The organism is Clostridium sp. CM028 (assembly GCF_030585565.1).
In the GTDB taxonomy this organism is placed as follows: domain Bacteria; phylum Bacillota; class Clostridia; order Clostridiales; family Clostridiaceae; genus Clostridium_AD; species Clostridium_AD estertheticum_B.
The window spans coordinates 210,763-226,843 of record NZ_CP077766.1 but is presented as its reverse complement, the minus strand read 5'-3'; the positions used below and the strand labels follow the sequence as shown (position 1 = coordinate 226,843).

Below are 16,081 nucleotides of genomic sequence, written 5' to 3'. Positions count from 1 at the left end.
ATTACTTCTATTTCATAATTATTGACAAAATAATTTTCTGTAGACTCATTATTCATATAATTTAGTTCATTAAAGCTTTTTATTTTAAACAAAAAACAAAAAACACAGGCATAATAACTTTACCTGTGCTATAAGTTGGGTTAAATCTGACCTAATACAATGCATCCAAACTTAGATACCATGCTACTTATTCCGTTAATTTTTACATAACCCTCATTTTTTATTTAAGAGTAATACTGATTTTACAGCTTCTCTAATCTCTTCATATGATGTGCATCTGCAAATATTGGATTGAAGCCATTCCTCAATAGTTTCGTCATCTGCATCCGGGTGAATGGTTATAAGTCCATAACAGTTCATTATGAAACCTGGAGTACAATATCCACATTGAAAACTCCATTTATCTATAAAAGCTTTTTGAATTGGCTCTTCTTTTAAGCCCTCAATAGTGGTCACTTTATGTCCAATAGCTTCAACAGCTAGCATAATACATGATTTAACAGGCAATCCATCTAAGAGTACAGTACATGTACCACAATCTCCATTTTCGCACCCAGCCTTTGCTCCAGTTAGTCCCAATTGTTCTCTAAGCACCCTAAGTAGGGTATCCGCAGGCCTAATAACTAACTTTCTCTTTTCGCCATTAATATTGAGTTCTATTTTTGATGTCTCAATATATGATATCATTTCCCTTCACCATCCAGTATTTCCAAAGTATAATCTAGCAAATTTCTTAATACGAACTTCTTATATCCAGAGGAACCTTGCATATTGCCCAATATAGGAGCAGGCAAATGACTTATCGCCTGTTCTATCCTTTTCTCCTTTGAAACATTTTTGTTATTTATATACCCTTCCATTTCTATAGACCTAAATGGAAAAGCACAGACCCCGCTAAATGCCATTTGAATATTATTGTGTTTCCTAAGTGCAGCCATACTAATTAAAGGGTACCCTATCTTTTCTTGTTTGGTCTTCTTTATACATATATTAGGCAAATCGGAATAACTCACATCTGTTGTCAATTGAAAAAGCAATTCTCCTTTTTCCAGTTGAAGACTTTGATTAAAAGCACGATTTATTGGAACTATCCTTTTACCTTTTTCTCCATATATAACTGCATTGCTATCTGCAATTAAATAGCCTAAAATCGCTTCCTTATATATGATTTTACCACAAATATTCCCTCCTACAGTTATCAAATTACGCGATGTATGATCTGCCGGAAAGTTTGCTGTCTTACTCAAGAATGGGATTAATTTATTCTCGGCAATGCGAGCAAGCGTAACTGCAGCTCCTATTACTAGCTGGTCGCCTCTTTTTTCAAATACATTGCACTCAGAAATTCCTTTAGTGTCTATTACTGCCTTTGTAGATATATCATTTCTCCTTGCCATAGTGATTATTTCTGTACCACCCGAATAATATAAAGGCTCCTTACCGCTCTGGCGAAGATTGTGATACAGTTCTACTGCCTCATCTAATGAATCAGGTTTATAATACTCAAAATCCAATGCAATCATTATTGTCCTCCCTCTTTTGCTTTCCATATGAACTCAGGAGTTAACGGCAATTGGTTAAGGGGGACCTTTGCCGCATAAGATAAGCTGTTTGCAAGCGCTGCTGGCATTCCAATTACACCATGTTCTCCAATTCCTCTTGCACCATATGGGGCGTCTATTTGTGGAGTTTCTATAAAGTCTACAAGATACTCTGGAGTTTCTCCAAATCTCGTAATTTCATATGTTCTTAGCTGCTTATTCTGAATAATGCCTTTATCCGTAAACAAAAATGCTTCTCTACTAGCAAAACTCAATCCCTGGTTCATACCACCAGAAATTTGACCTTTTGCAATCGCTGGATTAATAACCTTCCCTGCATCTATAACACAAGCTGCCTTTGTAATTTTGTAGGTATATTCCTTTTTATCAAATTCTACTTCTACAGCTGTTGCACCAACAGTCCACTCTGGACCTGGATTACCTTTGCCAGTTTCAGGATCTAATCCTGTTAGATGTTTTAAAACAAAACTTCCTCTTCCAATAACCTGTCCTCCAACTGAATTTCCATTGGGATAGGTATAGCCAAATGCTATTTTACTTATTTTTATTCCTATTTGGGGATTGTCTTTTAAAAATACTCTTCCCCAACCAACTTCCAGTTCATCGGTGGAACACCTTAAAGGAATAGCTGCTGTTATACATAGTTGATCAATGGCATCCTCAGCTGCTCTAAGTATTGCTCTACCAATCAGCAAAATAGTCCTGCTTGCAGCTGTTTTCCAGTGATCTGGAGATGTCTGAGTATTAACATCCATCACTACATGGATTTGATCTACATCCATTTTCATTTTTTCTGCTAATATCTGTGCCAAAGCTGTTTTAGTTCCCTGCCCCATTTCAACTGCACCACAAATAAGATTAATGCTTCCATCCGGATTAAAGGTAAGAATTGCTCCTCCTCCTGCATTTAAAGCTGTATTTGAATTCTTCCAGAAGAAGCTTATACCTTTAGCCTTCACTTTACCATCCTCGGTTTCAGCTATTCTTCCCTCTTCCCAATGTATTAGTTCAGATAACCTTCCAATACACTTCGGTAAATTTCCCAAATTACTTCTAGTGAGTAAAGTTTGAGTAGGGCTAGTATCCCCTAGTAATATTGCATTTCTTAATCTTAATTCTAAAGGATCCATCCCAATCTTATCCGCTAGTATATCGATTATTCTCTCTATTGGGAATGTAAGCTCCGCATGACCGAAGCCTCTGAAAGCTGCAGCATAAGGATGATTTGTATACATACACAATGAATCACACCATACATTTTCAATATTGTATGGCCCTGTACAGTCTATAGCAGCTGCCCTGCTTATAATTACCGCTCTATCTGAGTATGCACCTCCATCAAATAAATATGTTATCTTTACAGCAGTTAGCCTCCCATATTTTGTGCATCCTAGCTTAACTTTTGCATCAAGACCTATATGAACTGGAGATGTAATCATATCTTCTTCTCTTGTATTTGTAAGTTTAACTTGTCTTCCTCCAACCGCCTTTGAACACAAATAAGCAATGAATTCTAGCTGTACAGCTGTTTTACCTCCATAAGCCCCACCTACTAAAGGTACATTAACAATAACCTTACCAGGGTCAATTTTAAAGAAATCACTTATAAGCTTTTTTATTACAAAGGGTGCCTGAGAAGCAGAGTATATAATAACCCTACCATCCGGTAATATTTCTGCCCGTACACACCTGGTTTCCATAGCAGCATGATCTGAGGGTGGAAAATAAAAGCTAGCTTCGACAGTTACCTCACTTTTATCCAAAGCCTTTCTAATATCACCTTTTCTTATTTTAGTTCTGTTAGCAATATTTGTATTAGCTTCTGGCAGCGTATCATCTATAATTGTATATTGACCAAGATTTTCATGAACCAATGGGGCATCTTTTTTAAGAGCCTCGCCAGGAGAATTCACAACTTGCAAAGGTTTATACTGTATTTTTATAAGCAAAGCCGCTTTTTCAGCCTCGATTTCGCTATCAGCCACCACCACCGCCACGGGTTCACCATTGTATCTTACTTTATCTATTGCAATAGGAGGTCTATCAATAATAGTTGATCCTATAAGCTGCGGAAAGTACTTGCCTGTTATTACCGCCCTAACTCCTGGAGATTTTAATGAATCTGCATATTCAATAGATTTTATTTTTGCATGAGCATGAGGACTTGTTCTCATTCTTGCATATAAAAGTCCTGGAATTTGATAATCATTGGTATATTTAGCCATACCTGTTACTTTATCTAAAGACTCTTTTCTAGGCACACTTTTACCTATATTATTTATTTTATGCATAGACTCTCCTTTAAATAATATTCATATACTTTTATAATGTATTTATTATTGTTAATCATTATGAATTTATTTCAGGCTGAGGTGCTCAAATGAATTATCAAAGAAATAGTAGCATATGATCCTGATATCTTATGGATACAGTGTAATTGACTAAAGCAAATTGACATTCAGTTAAGTTTTAATTATTTATATGCTGATATCTCTAAAAGCTTATCTACAGTAACGAAGCTGTATCCCATTTCTTTAAGCTTTGAAATAATTTGTGGCAGTGCCTCGGTAGTGACTTTTTTATCTTCATTACAATGCATTAAGATTATTTCTCCAGGACGTACGTTTTCAACTGCATTTTTAACAATATTATCAACTTCGCGTTGCTCCCAATCTAAGGTATCGGTGGACCAAATTATGTTTTTGTAATTTAATGTTGTTAAAGAATTCTGAACAGCATCATTTGTATCACCATAGGGTACTCTTATTAATGCAGGCGTTTTTCCTATTACCTTATTGATTTCATTTTCAGTTAAAGTTACTTCATTCCTAATTTCAGATGCATTAATAGTGGCGAAGTCTTTATGAGCCCAACTATGATTTGATATTACATTTCCATCTTCATAGGCCTCTTTAATTATGGATTTGCATGCTTCGATTTGTTTACCAATACAGAAAAAAGTGCCTTGAATATTATTCTCGCGTAATACTTTAATAATTTTAGGAGTATTTGTGGGGTCTGGACCATCATCAAATGTAAGTGCTACTACCTTGTTTACATTTTGGCCATTAATATATAAGTCAGAAGGATATTTTTTAGCTAAGTTCACTACATTTTTTCTCCATTTTGTCATTGCTGCATCGGGATAGATTGTAGGTCTACTACTTGTACCTAAAATATCATAAATGACTTGAGCTTTTTTCGTAGTTGTGTCCGAGGAAGTTTGAGGTAGCGTGAGTTCACTGGCAGTAGGTTGAATTATGTTTTCTTTATCTGTAGTCTTATCTACAGAAGATTGCGTCTCTGTTATTTTAATCGGAGCATGTATTTTATAAGTAATAAATACTGAACCTATAAGTAATACTAAGAGGCCAAATACGTTAAATAATTTTTTCATAAAATAATCAAACCTTTCTTAAATTATTAAGTTTTCATAATTTTGCTATTATATAAAATGAGTTAGAGTGCCAGTAATACAATACATAGAATTCTTTATATCCCTCAAAGCATTTACATCCACACCCTCACCTCCCACTCTTTTAACTTCTATAAAAGAATGTAAAACCCTTTAATTACTATAAAAGCAGCAGGCATAATTTGAAAATAAATAAGAGTTATATTATAGAAATATAATATAACTCTTATTTTACTTTTTATATATTATTTAGTCACAAGCATAGTGTACTTGTTGCGTTTAAGAAATATTTGATTTATAGTGGCAAAGGGAAAACAGTGGGGAAAGGTCATTTATGGAATTAATTTCTCGTATTCCTGGCTATCCATGTGGTTCAATACAATTATGACAAAAATACCCTACAAAGTAGAGTCAGTTAACTTTGAGACAATTACGCCTCTTTTTTTAACTGTATCCCTTATAAGGTCCATTTTATACTTGTATAATATGATTCTTATTTTATTTTTTATGTCCTATTTAATAATAAGTACTATCAAAATTTAACTTGTTTATCCATTATTTTTATACTCATAGAAAAACTTTATTTCCCATGTAATCCTTCTTTACTTTAACATATTAAATGTCCTACTTGTCACGGAATAACTCTAAAAGGTTTATATAATGATTGGCTTCTCTAAGGACATGATCTGCCAAAAGCGGAACAATTATTGACTTGATTTTACAATTTAAGAGTCCTTCAGTAGCCTGAGTCTTAAATTCTCTAATCTTAATAGTTTGTCTTAAAGTGTTATCCGTAAGGCCAGATAACTCTAATGAAGATTTATTCACAGCAGATGCTTCTTTTCTTAGTGTTTCAAATTCTTTCCCAAAATTATTTGATATATCGAATAGTTCCACTTCAGTAGGATCTAATAACCCTCTAATAAAGTAAGAATGCTCTGACATTATTCTGTTCCAAAAGGTTTCCTGTTCAACTATATCTCTTTGCACATCAATCTCAATACCATTTTGTAATCTTGTTAATAACGTTGCAAAGAATATTGCCTCCCTAAGTATATGATCTATTAACAATGGATAAGCGGTAGTAAATACCTTGCAGGATAAAACATCGCTTTTAAGTTTGGCTTTGAATTTAGCAATCATATTAGTCGCTGCTATAGAATTGTAATTCAGCGCATAAACATGTTCAGTTAACATGGATAGGTTCATATTATTCATTCCAGGTACTAATGAGTTCTCCATAGCAGTTACGCTTGAGTCTATAAAAATTCCAGTAGCAAATTGAGTCGCCCTCTCAGCATCCATTGTATATTTAGTCGAAATTTCATTTGCCTTTAACACTCTAACAGGAATTACTCCGTCAGACAAGGATATTGCATGTGAAAGCAATCTAGTAAATTCATTTTTAAAGGCATCCGCTTGATTGATTAAATTTCTATCCTTTATAACAAATGCTGCCTCCAAAAATATGGAGTGCTCCTTCATTATTCTTAGAAAGAATAGATTTAACTCTAAAGATTGATTTATAAATTTTTGATTTGATATCATAACATACTCCTAAATTATTATTTCATCATTAATAATATATTCAGAATAAATGTATTAAATGATTATAAAAATAATATTTTACAACAACTTTTATTTCAATCATAATACTCTTGATGAAACTGTGACGTCCAAAGGTCTGATGGACAATAAATCACCGAAGGCTTTCACCGTAAAATAACCCCATACTATTATTGTATGGAGTATACTAATTTTATAGATGAAGCTTATTGAATTTTGACGTAGATCTTTCACTCCATATTATCACTTTCTTTGTAGTGATTTAACCTGTTAACGGCTGGGCCTTCTATAATATCGCCTTCAAAAGTAAATCTTGATCCATGACAAGGGCAATCCCAGGATTTTTCCGCACTATTCCATTTCAGTTCACAACCTATGTGCGTACATGTTATATCAACTATATGCAGTTTTCCATTTTTGTCCCTATATGCTCCATACCTTTCTCCATCAATCTCTACCATCTTTCCCTCATCATTTTTTAATTCAATATTATATTGTCCAACTTGAAGTTTTCCCTTTATTAATTGCTTTGCAACATCAAAATTCTCCTTAGCAAAATTCTTAATCCCATCAGTTGAAATATTACGCGATGGATTATATACGTCTTGATAAGGACTTACCTTATTAACTATAATATCCCTTAGTATATTCGCAGCCGCTGTTCCATTTGTCATTCCCCATTCACCATAACCTGTAGCAACATAAATATTTTCTGATGAAGAAGTAAGATTACCTACATATGGCACACCATCTATTGTTATATAGTCTTGAGTCGACCATCTATACAAAAATTTTTCAATACTAAAGTTTTTTTCAGCATACTTTTCTAAATTAACATAATGTTTTATCATATCACCACCATGAGCAGTTTTATGATCTTGGCCCCCGATAATTATCATCTGGACATCCTTATACTTTTGTGAACGAAAATACCAACCTTTCTCCCCTGCATCTACAAATGTACCTTTTGGCAATTCATCCTTTATTTTTGCAGTTATTACATATGACCTTTGTGGTCGAAGCCTTGCAAAATACAGCCCTAACCCATCATAAAAAGGAAAATGTGAAGCTAAAACAACTATTGGAGCTATTACTTTAAAGCCTGTGTCTGTTATTACAGTGTATAAATCATCATGTTCAATATCTACAGCTCTGGTATTTTCATATATGTTACAATCATTGCTAGAAATGTTTTTAGCAATTTCAAGGAGGTATTTTCTAGGGTGAAATTGAGCTTGATTTTCAAAACATAATGCACCCTTTATTGAAAATGGCAAATCCAACTTTTCAACATATTTTGCTTTTATACCTAGCCTTTTAGCAGCTTCTGCTTCTTCCTTAATAGTATCTATATAGTTTTCATCCGTTGTATAGATGTATGCTGGTAGCCTACAAAAATCGCAATCAATATTATATTTTTTTACCATACATTCTATAAAATCTATTGCCCCTTCATTAGCATCTGCATACTGCTTAGCTTTTTCAATTCCCACACTTCTAATTAAATTACTATATATTATATCATGTTGTGAAGTAATATAAGCTGTGGTGTGCCCTGTAGCTCCCTTGGCTATTTTATCTGCTTCAATTAACGCAACTTTGAACCCTTCATTTTTTAAAAGGAGAGCAGTTGTTATGCCTGTAATACCTCCCCCTATTATTGCTATATCAACTTTAACATCTTTTTCTAAAGCTTTATAGTTTGTTTCATTAGTTGAATCAATCCAATAAGATTTTGATTTTAATTGTTTATTAATACATACATCATTTTTTTCATCCATAAAATTACTTCCTCCCTTTAATAATAAAAGAACAATTTTATTTTGTGTTTACAAATTAAAAATATGTACATTAAAAATTATGTCACAAATTTTCAAAAAAAGATTGATAGAAAATATAGAAGTAGTTTGTGCATGTCACGGGTGAATAATATTGTATCTGTATTGATTTAATGTGATGAAAATGGTTAAGAGGAGCATAAGCTCCTCCTAACCATTTTAAAAATATTCAATATTCAAATATAATTTATTATTTGCTGTTTATTACAAAAATGTACTAACTATAAATTTTAATTTTTAATGCTCTCACTCCAGCGATTATATTGCTCTTCCTGGTAGTATAGCATCTAGTATTCCAATGACTATTGAAGCAAATATTGCACCTATCATAGATACTCTCATCCCAGGTACTAGGAATTGCGCTATATATAATATTATAGCCGCTATTACAAACCCTTTTATTCCCTTCCCAAAAGGCGATGCATCGACGCGCATAAGTTTTTCCACTAAATAATCTATTAAAGATATAACTACCGCCGCTAATATAATTGACCGTAGACCCACAAGTACAAAACCTGGTGTTAAAAATGACGTTATAGCTAATATAATTGAAGTTACTACAAATCTTATTATCATACCTGTTAAGCTATTAAAAGCACCTTTTTTCTCTTTATTTTCCATAATTAAATTACCTCCTTATTTAAATTTTTTTATACTTATATGTTTACCAAGAAGCTGAAATTTTATTATGAAAAATAAACAAACATTATTTCACTAACTATTACCATAAAATAAAAATTATAAATTAATAAAAGCTGTTAATAATATAAGTAGTAATTAATAAGAAAGTGTTACCGTGAATGACCATTTAATAACCAGTTACAGCTATCTTACTTCTACCTTCCATTAAAACTACATTTTAAAAATTCTTTTATACTTGATACTCAATTAACTTTATAAAGTGAACACAGAAATCATGCTTACTTATATTTGACAAAAAATATTAATCACCGTATAATTATGCATATTTCCCATTTTAAATATAGCAAATGTTACAACCATTTTAATTATTATGTTATATAAGCCTAAGAACAAAGGAGTATACAAGATGAAAAATCAAATCATTAATGAAATTGAAAATATAAAAGAAGATCTATTGGAAATAAATGATTATATATATAATAACCCAGAATTAGGTTGTGAGGAATTTAAAGCGGTTGAAAAATTAACATCTTTTCTTGAAGAACATTCTTTCAAAGTCGATATTAATATAGCAAACAGGGAAACTGCATTCAAAGCTATATATGACAGTAACCTAAAAGGTCCAACCATTGCATTTTTGTGTGAATATGATTCATTACCAGGAATAGGACATGGCTGTGGTCACGACATGATAGGAACAATTAGTGCCGGAGCAGCTGTTGCTTTAAGCAAAGTAATAAGCCAAGTTGGTGGGAAAATAGAAGTATATGGAACCCCTGCCGAGGAAACATTTGGTGCGAAAGTTGATATGGTTGAACAAGGAGTATTTGACAATGTTGATGTTGCTATGATGATGCATCCGTATGGCAAGACATGTTCAAGTGGATCATCCTTGGCTATGGAAGCACTAGAGTTTGATTTTACAGGAAAGTCAAGCCACTCTGCAAGCACACCTGAAAATGGAATTAACGCACTGGATGCTGTGCTATTAATGTTTAATGGTATAAATGCAATGAGACAACATGTGACCTCAGATGTAAGAATACATGGCATTATCAGCGAAGGTGGTGTAGCTGCCAATATAGTGCCCGATAAGGCTGTTGCAAAATTCTACATAAGAGCCCAGAAAAAGGCCTATCTTAAAGAAGTGATACAAAAGGTGAAAAACATTGCAAATGGAGCCGCACTCATGACTGGGGCGAGTGTAAAAATCAGCTTATATGAGCCCTCTTTTGATGATATGAATACTAATAAAAATTTATCTGATGCATTTAATGAAAACTTGAGAATGTGCGGTATAACAGATATCAACCCACCAGAAAATATCGGCTCACTAGATATGGGAAATGTAAGTTACATTGTACCATCAATACATCCTCTGCTTGGAATAGGAAACCCAAAATTGAACTTACATACCGATGAAATGGCTAAAGCAACAATAACGCATCAGGCCCATAATTCTTTGATTATAGGGGCTACGGCACTCGCTTGTACTGGGTACGATGTTATTACTGATAACAACCTGCTTTCCATGATAAGAAAAGAGTTTGATGACAGTTTAAAGTAATCATTCCTAATAAAAAGCAAGAGCATTAACTTACTGTATAAATATGCACAAAAACATATAATAAATGTATGTCTCATGAAAATAAAAAAAGAACAAAAATTGATATCGTAACAACGAATCAATATATAACTTCATTTTTCCCTATTTAACCCTTTAATTTTTGTGATATTTTGATAATACGATAATAAAGGTATACTCAAGCCATATGCTTTAATTTCGTATTTTCTATTAATTGTCAATCCCCAGTACACATCTTCAGAATGAATTTTAAATTCTAATAAACTATTAGCATCCTCAAATACCTTTATATCGCCATTCTCCATTTGTGCATAAATTAAATACCTATCAATATTATCATGTCTTATTATTCGTTTATTTGCAATGGTTACTGTATAAGTATTTCTAAAAAAATGCGGAAAGAATATACCTACGCCTACCATTACAATAATGATAATTATTATTTTTCCAATCTTAAATTTCGAAAAAAATCTATCCCTAAATTTATAAGAAATGTTTTTTATCATAAAATCTCCTTTATTTTAATAAATTCATTTACTTTAATTGTTACTCCTTTTTCTAGATATTAGAACATAATATATATAAATTTTTTCTAAACTAATTTTGTTTTAATACATAGCATAAATAAATGGATTGAGGTAAACTAGAACATTATCCAATCTACAGACTTTTTGAATTTATAAACATTATATTGATTTTTAATCTATTTTAATTTATTATTAGTATATATAGAAATTTATGGAAGGACGTTTGCAATGAAAACTTTCAATAAAGATATCGGAGCACTTGGTGAAGATATATCAGAAAATTATTTAGAAAATTTAGGATACAGAATATTAGATAAAAATTTTAGATGCAAATGTGGTGAAATTGACCTAATAGCAATAAATAAAGGCTATATTTGCTTTGTCGAGGTGAAAACTAGATATGGAATACATTATGGAACACCCGCTGAATCGGTTACCTCCTCTAAACAGAAGAAGATTTGTAAAACAGCTCAAGTATATATTTCTAGAAAAAATATTATTGACTACAATTTCAGATTTGATGTTGTAGAAGTTATGTTGAATAATGATAATAATAATTTTTTAATTAATCATATTGAGGACGCTTTTCAATTATAATTTTAGATAAAAAATAAAAATAAAAATTAAAATATATTTTAATTTTTATTTTCGTCTAAAATATTTTTCAAAAAACTTTTTCTATGTATTGGAATAGTTCCGTATTTTTTTATTGCAAGCACATGTTCTTCTGTGCCGTAACCAACATTTCTATCAAATCCGTAATTTGGGTATTCATTATGATACTGTGCCATCAGTTCATCTCTATATACTTTTGCAATTATAGAAGCACACGCTATGCTTATACTTAATGCATCTCCCTTTATTACAAACTCATTTAAATCTGAAAAGTTTTTTATTTTATAACCATCTGATAATACTAATTCTGGTTTAATAGTTAGCCCCGCACAGCATTCTATAAATACTTGATTATTGCACCAACCAATGCCTTTTTCATCAATCTCTTTATTGTCAATAGCAATAATTTTATAGGCTAAGGCTCTTTCTTTAATAATATGAGCTAGCTCTTTTCTGCTAGATATTGATAATTTTTTAGAATCGTTAGCTCTTAAGATTAAATCTCTATCCTCGTTTGATTTTAAATCTAATACTACTGCCGCTGCAACTATAGGTCCAGCTAAAGGGCCTCTTCCAACTTCATCTACTCCAGCAACATATTTATAGTCCCCAAAGCTTCTATCAAATTCGTACATTTTTTTTACTCTCTGAATTTCCTTTTCTTTTAGCTCAATCATTCTAGATATTTTAATACCTAATTTTTGAACGGTTTTCCTCTTGTCTTGTAATAGCATATTAGATATGATTTGCTTATCACCATCAGAGAAATCGTTTTCAGCATTCTCTAAACTCAACATATATGTAGATATTTCCTTGTAACTCATGTCTGAAAATTTAATATTAAATTCCATGGTATTGTCTCCTTACTATTTCTTAATAGTGTTATTTAGGCATCTTAAAAAACAAGTATAGCACTAACGTTTTTTTAAGATGCTCTATTTATTTTTTAAAATGCCTACCTGTTTTCAGATAGGAATTGCATATGATTTTTTTATATAAAAATTTAAACTTCATCTAGTCTTTCTAATGATATAGGTCCTAATTTTCCACCTCTAAATTCATCTAAAAGCATAACTGCGACTCTATTATAGTCAATATTACCTCTAGAAATTACTGATCCTCTTTTTTTAGCAATATTATCTAGATTGTCTAAAGGATTCTCCATAATCTCATCAAGTTTATATCTTTCCATTAGCCTTTCTCCATTATTAACTTGTAGTCTTTCTACTAATCTAAGTGCTAATTCCTCTATATCTATGACTTCATCTTTTACAGCACCTGTAAATGCCAAATTAAGTCCAACTGTCTCGTCTTCAAATCTAGGCCATAATACACCTGGAGTATCCATTAATTCTATACCTAAGCTAGTTTTTATCCATTGCTTGCTTTTAGTAACTCCCGGTCTATCACCAGTTTTAGCAATATTATTTTTTCCTAATTTATTTATAAAAGAAGATTTACCAACATTAGGTATACCAACTACCATAACCCTCGTAACTATGTTAACTAATCCTTTTTTTCTTTGTCTATCATGTTTTTCTTTTAATAACTCATCAAGCGTAATCTTTATACTTTTTAGACCTTGACCTGTAATACAATTTACAGCCAATGGCTTTATAGTATCAGTTGTAAGCTTTTTTATCCAGTCTTTGGTTACTTTGTCTTCAGCTAGATCACTTTTGTTTAGTAAAATGACTCTAGGCTTATCTTTACATATCTCATCAATTTGTGGATTGGCGCTTGATTTAACTATCCTTGCATCTCTAATTTCTATTACAGCATCAACAAGTTTTAAACTCTCTCCAATTTGTCTTCTTGTCTTAGCCATATGACCTGGAAACCAATTTATTGTCATTGCCATACTATTTAATCCCTCCCATTTTATTGAATGGATAAAGCCTTATAACCGCTTTTCCTTCCAACAGATTGAGTTTTACAAACCCAACATCACTACTACGACTATCTTTACTGAAATTTCTATTATCTCCGAGGACAAAAATTGAATCTTGTGGCACCAAAACTTCATTATAGTCTTCCATAAAATTTTCATTTTTATAGTGCTCATTAATAATTTCATCATTTATGTACAATATATTGTTGTTAATTTTAACTTTATCTCCAGCAACTGCTATAACTCTTTTTATTATTCTTTGACTTATATCAGCAGGGTACTTTATTACTACAATATCATTTCTCTTAGCCGATGTTATTCTATATGATACTTTTTCAATTATTAATTTATCATTATTTTGCACCGTAGGAACCATAGATTCGCCATTCACTGTAACTATTTGGAATAAGAAATTTATAATAAATACAGCGATTAAAAGTGAAATTGCTATAGATTTTACTACTGCAAAAACTTCTTTTGTCAATATATTCACCTACTTAATAAACTACTTAAATTACTTAATTGAAAACTTATGAAGAATATTTACACCTAAGTTTAATTATCTTTAAAAGTAAAAAGGGACTTTTCAGCCCCAATTTTATTTTCTCATTCTTTCTTTAACTTTTGCAGCCTTACCAACTCTATCTCTTAAGTAGAATAGTTTAGCTCTTCTAACTTTACCTAGTCTTACAATTTCAATTTTCTCGATTACTGGAGCGTTTACTGGGAATGTTTTTTCAACACCAACACCAGATGCTACTCTTCTTACTGTGAAAGTTTCTCTTAAACCGCCGTGTTGTCTTTTAAGAACGGTTCCTTCGAATACTTGGATTCTCTCCTTGTTACCTTCACTAATTTTGATGTGAACCTTAACAGTATCACCTACACTAAATTCTGGTAAGTCAGTTCTGATTTGTTCTAATTCTATTGCTCTTATAATTTCTAACATGTGCATTCCCTCCTAAAATTTTATTGTGACGTTCATGCTTATTATAATATAACAGAGGACCGTCCGTACTAGCACAAACTATATTTTATCATAAAAAAATATATATATCAACATAAAAACACTTTTTATACTTATATATAAGATATTTTTAATTTTAAATAACTCTCCGGAAATTAATTAACCACCTGTAAAAAATAACTAGTCAGTATACTAGTACATTTATACTTATTGCTTTCTTTCAAAAGCCTTACTTAATAGTTTTTTATCTTCCTTCGTAAGATTAAGTTTTTGAAATAAATCTGGTCTTTTTTCTTTAGTTATTAAGAGTGACTGCACTCTTCTCCATTTTCGTATGTTTTCATGGTGTCCTGATGTCAATACCTCTGGAACCTTTTTACCCTCAAAGCATTCTGGTCTTGTATACTGAGGATATTCTAGTACGCCATCATAAAAGGATTCTTCTGTGAAACTCTCCGGGCAAGATAATACCCCTGGAATTAATCTACAAATACTATCGACTATAGGAATACATGCCATTTCTCCACCTGTCAAAACATAATCACCTAAAGAAATCTCCATATCTATATAGTCATAGGTTCTCTCATCAATACCTTCGTAATGTCCACATACAAATATTAATTCTTTTTCCGTGCTGAGCTTTTTTGCAATATCTTGGGTAAAAGTAATACCCCGTGGCCCCAAAAATATTACCTTTCCACCATTATGCAATTTAACATCATTAATACAGTGAACTAGCGGTTGAGTTTGCATTACCATACCTGCTCCTCCACCATAAGGAGTATCATCTACCTTTTTATGTTTGTTTATTGCATAGTCCCGAATATTACGAGGAGAAATCTCCAGTATATTTTTCTCTATGGCTCTTCCAATGATACTATAATTAAAAATATCAAACATTTCAGGGAATAGAGTTAGAATGTCTATTTTCATTCTTGCCATTCTTTTATTGGCTTAATTATTATTTCGCGTTTATTAATGTCTATACTAACTATAATATCCTTAAGCACTGGAATTAGCACTTCTTTATTTCCCTTAACCCAATATACATCATTACCCGGAGTATGAAGAACATCATATACTTTTCCAAGTTCTTCTCCGCCCTGCTCGAAAACATTGCAATTTAATAAATCAGCCACATAGTAACTATCCTCAGTCAGTTCAACTGCATCTTCTCTTTTAACCATCAAGTACTTATTTCTATACAATTCTGCTTGCTCTATGCTGTCTATACCTTCAATTTTAAGTATTGCGTTAGCTGCTTGAAGTTTGCAACCTTCAATTTTTCTAATTTCACCATCAATATACACACTTTTTAATTTTTTAAATCTTTCAAGACTATCCGTTAGCGAAAAGACTTTAACTTCACCCTTTAAGCCATGTGTCTTGCCTATCTTACCTACGCTCATAAAATCTTCCATTTAAAATCCTCCTTTCAAAATCACTTATATAAATAACTAAAACTCAAAATTT

General features: G+C 31.9%; 16 protein-coding genes. 2 read left to right on the top strand and 14 right to left on the bottom strand.

Translation table 11 applies throughout. From position 1 onward, the window contains the following. Window positions 1-213 precede the first annotated feature (213 nt). The 7 genes from KTC94_RS01115 to KTC94_RS01085 all read right to left on the bottom strand — a co-directional run bounded on the left by KTC94_RS01115 (window position 214) and on the right by KTC94_RS01085 (window position 9,002). Window positions 214-687 (bottom strand): (2Fe-2S)-binding protein, encoded by a 474-nt coding sequence (locus KTC94_RS01115; protein WP_220285898.1) that lies wholly within the window; start codon window positions 685-687, stop codon window positions 214-216. Further along, a complete protein-coding gene (locus KTC94_RS01110; RefSeq protein WP_220285899.1) occupies window positions 684-1,523 on the bottom strand; it encodes a xanthine dehydrogenase family protein subunit M in 840 nt (279 codons plus the stop codon). Before KTC94_RS01110 ends, KTC94_RS01115 begins: the two co-directional genes overlap by 4 nt. Further along, window positions 1,523-3,853: a xanthine dehydrogenase family protein molybdopterin-binding subunit gene (locus tag KTC94_RS01105; protein WP_220319503.1), complete on the bottom strand. Its 2,331-nt coding sequence runs from the start codon at window positions 3,851-3,853 to the stop codon at window positions 1,523-1,525. Before KTC94_RS01105 ends, KTC94_RS01110 begins: the two co-directional genes overlap by 1 nt. Window positions 3,854-4,035: 182 nt before the next feature. Next, window positions 4,036-4,959, bottom strand: a complete 924-nt coding sequence (locus KTC94_RS01100; protein ID WP_220285901.1) for a polysaccharide deacetylase family protein — start codon at window positions 4,957-4,959, stop codon at window positions 4,036-4,038. A gap of 642 nt (window positions 4,960-5,601) precedes the next feature. Further along, entirely contained in the window at window positions 5,602-6,525 is a 924-nt protein-coding gene (locus KTC94_RS01095) for a DUF2935 domain-containing protein (RefSeq protein WP_220319502.1), read from the bottom strand. A 248-nt stretch (window positions 6,526-6,773) separates the two neighbouring features. Further along, a complete protein-coding gene (locus KTC94_RS01090) occupies window positions 6,774-8,324 on the bottom strand; it encodes an FAD-dependent oxidoreductase (RefSeq protein ID WP_220319501.1) in 1,551 nt (516 codons plus the stop codon). Window positions 8,325-8,639: 315 nt separating this feature from the next. Next, window positions 8,640-9,002 (bottom strand): phage holin family protein, encoded by a 363-nt coding sequence (locus KTC94_RS01085; protein ID WP_165414002.1) that lies wholly within the window; start codon window positions 9,000-9,002, stop codon window positions 8,640-8,642. 427 nt (window positions 9,003-9,429) lie between these two features. Between KTC94_RS01085 and KTC94_RS01080 the strand changes: the two genes are divergently transcribed. After that, window positions 9,430-10,590 carry a M20 family metallopeptidase gene (locus KTC94_RS01080; protein ID WP_216302549.1) on the top strand — a complete coding sequence of 387 codons (1,161 nt, stop codon included), beginning with the start codon at window positions 9,430-9,432 and terminating at the stop codon, window positions 10,588-10,590. Window positions 10,591-10,721: 131 nt separating this feature from the next. Here KTC94_RS01080 and KTC94_RS01075 read toward each other — a convergent pair whose 3' ends face one another. After that, the gene (locus KTC94_RS01075) at window positions 10,722-11,114 is read right to left on the bottom strand and encodes a DUF1523 domain-containing protein (RefSeq protein WP_216302548.1); all 393 of its coding nucleotides are present in this window, start codon (window positions 11,112-11,114) and stop codon (window positions 10,722-10,724) included. Between the two features lie 249 nt (window positions 11,115-11,363). On the opposite strand from KTC94_RS01075, the gene KTC94_RS01070 reads away from it, so the two are divergent. Next, entirely contained in the window at window positions 11,364-11,732 is a 369-nt protein-coding gene (locus KTC94_RS01070; protein ID WP_216302547.1) for a YraN family protein, read from the top strand. A gap of 38 nt (window positions 11,733-11,770) precedes the next feature. Here KTC94_RS01070 and KTC94_RS01065 read toward each other — a convergent pair whose 3' ends face one another. From KTC94_RS01065 to rimM, 6 genes are all read right to left on the bottom strand, one after another. Further along, entirely contained in the window at window positions 11,771-12,574 is an 804-nt protein-coding gene (locus KTC94_RS01065) for a ribonuclease HII (RefSeq protein ID WP_369811891.1), read from the bottom strand. Window positions 12,575-12,753: 179 nt separating this feature from the next. Then, on the bottom strand, window positions 12,754-13,605 hold the full coding sequence (gene ylqF, locus KTC94_RS01060) for a ribosome biogenesis GTPase YlqF (RefSeq protein WP_216302558.1): 852 nt from the start codon (window positions 13,603-13,605) through the stop codon (window positions 12,754-12,756). Window positions 13,606-13,612: 7 nt separating this feature from the next. Further along, complete coding sequence (gene lepB / locus KTC94_RS01055) at window positions 13,613-14,125, bottom strand: signal peptidase I (RefSeq protein ID WP_220285905.1); 513 nt, start codon at window positions 14,123-14,125, stop codon at window positions 13,613-13,615. 114 nt (window positions 14,126-14,239) lie between these two features. Continuing rightward, the gene (gene rplS, locus KTC94_RS01050) at window positions 14,240-14,590 is read right to left on the bottom strand and encodes a 50S ribosomal protein L19 (protein ID WP_165414008.1); all 351 of its coding nucleotides are present in this window, start codon (window positions 14,588-14,590) and stop codon (window positions 14,240-14,242) included. Between the two features lie 225 nt (window positions 14,591-14,815). Next, a complete protein-coding gene (gene trmD / locus KTC94_RS01045; protein WP_216302545.1) occupies window positions 14,816-15,541 on the bottom strand; it encodes a tRNA (guanosine(37)-N1)-methyltransferase TrmD in 726 nt (241 codons plus the stop codon). After that, window positions 15,538-16,029, bottom strand: a complete 492-nt coding sequence (rimM, locus tag KTC94_RS01040) for a ribosome maturation factor RimM (protein WP_165414010.1) — start codon at window positions 16,027-16,029, stop codon at window positions 15,538-15,540. The genes trmD and rimM overlap by 4 nt, the downstream gene beginning before the upstream one ends. Window positions 16,030-16,081 lie beyond the last annotated feature (52 nt).

Bases quoted from the DNA above. Each gene is read 5' to 3' on its own strand.
- ylqF (WP_216302558.1), bottom strand. From the start codon at position 13,605: ATGACAATAAATTGGTTTCCAGGTCATATGGCTAAGACAAGAAGACAA.
- KTC94_RS01110 (WP_220285899.1), bottom strand. From the start codon at position 1,523: ATGATTGCATTGGATTTTGAGTATTATAAACCTGATTCATTAGATGAG.
- KTC94_RS01105 (WP_220319503.1), bottom strand. From the start codon at position 3,853: ATGCATAAAATAAATAATATAGGTAAAAGTGTGCCTAGAAAAGAGTCT.
- rplS (WP_165414008.1), bottom strand. From the start codon at position 14,590: ATGTTAGAAATTATAAGAGCAATAGAATTAGAACAAATCAGAACTGAC.
- KTC94_RS01070 (WP_216302547.1), top strand. From the start codon at position 11,364: ATGAAAACTTTCAATAAAGATATCGGAGCACTTGGTGAAGATATATCA.
- trmD (WP_216302545.1), bottom strand. From the start codon at position 15,541: ATGAAAATAGACATTCTAACTCTATTCCCTGAAATGTTTGATATTTTT.
- KTC94_RS01100 (WP_220285901.1), bottom strand. From the start codon at position 4,959: ATGAAAAAATTATTTAACGTATTTGGCCTCTTAGTATTACTTATAGGT.
- KTC94_RS01080 (WP_216302549.1), top strand. From the start codon at position 9,430: ATGAAAAATCAAATCATTAATGAAATTGAAAATATAAAAGAAGATCTA.
- KTC94_RS01075 (WP_216302548.1), bottom strand. From the start codon at position 11,114: ATGATAAAAAACATTTCTTATAAATTTAGGGATAGATTTTTTTCGAAA.
- rimM (WP_165414010.1), bottom strand. From the start codon at position 16,029: ATGGAAGATTTTATGAGCGTAGGTAAGATAGGCAAGACACATGGCTTA.
- KTC94_RS01115 (WP_220285898.1), bottom strand. From the start codon at position 687: ATGATATCATATATTGAGACATCAAAAATAGAACTCAATATTAATGGC.
- KTC94_RS01090 (WP_220319501.1), bottom strand. From the start codon at position 8,324: ATGGATGAAAAAAATGATGTATGTATTAATAAACAATTAAAATCAAAA.
- KTC94_RS01085 (WP_165414002.1), bottom strand. From the start codon at position 9,002: ATGGAAAATAAAGAGAAAAAAGGTGCTTTTAATAGCTTAACAGGTATG.
- KTC94_RS01095 (WP_220319502.1), bottom strand. From the start codon at position 6,525: ATGATATCAAATCAAAAATTTATAAATCAATCTTTAGAGTTAAATCTA.
- KTC94_RS01065 (WP_369811891.1), bottom strand. From the start codon at position 12,574: ATGAGTTACAAGGAAATATCTACATATATGTTGAGTTTAGAGAATGCT.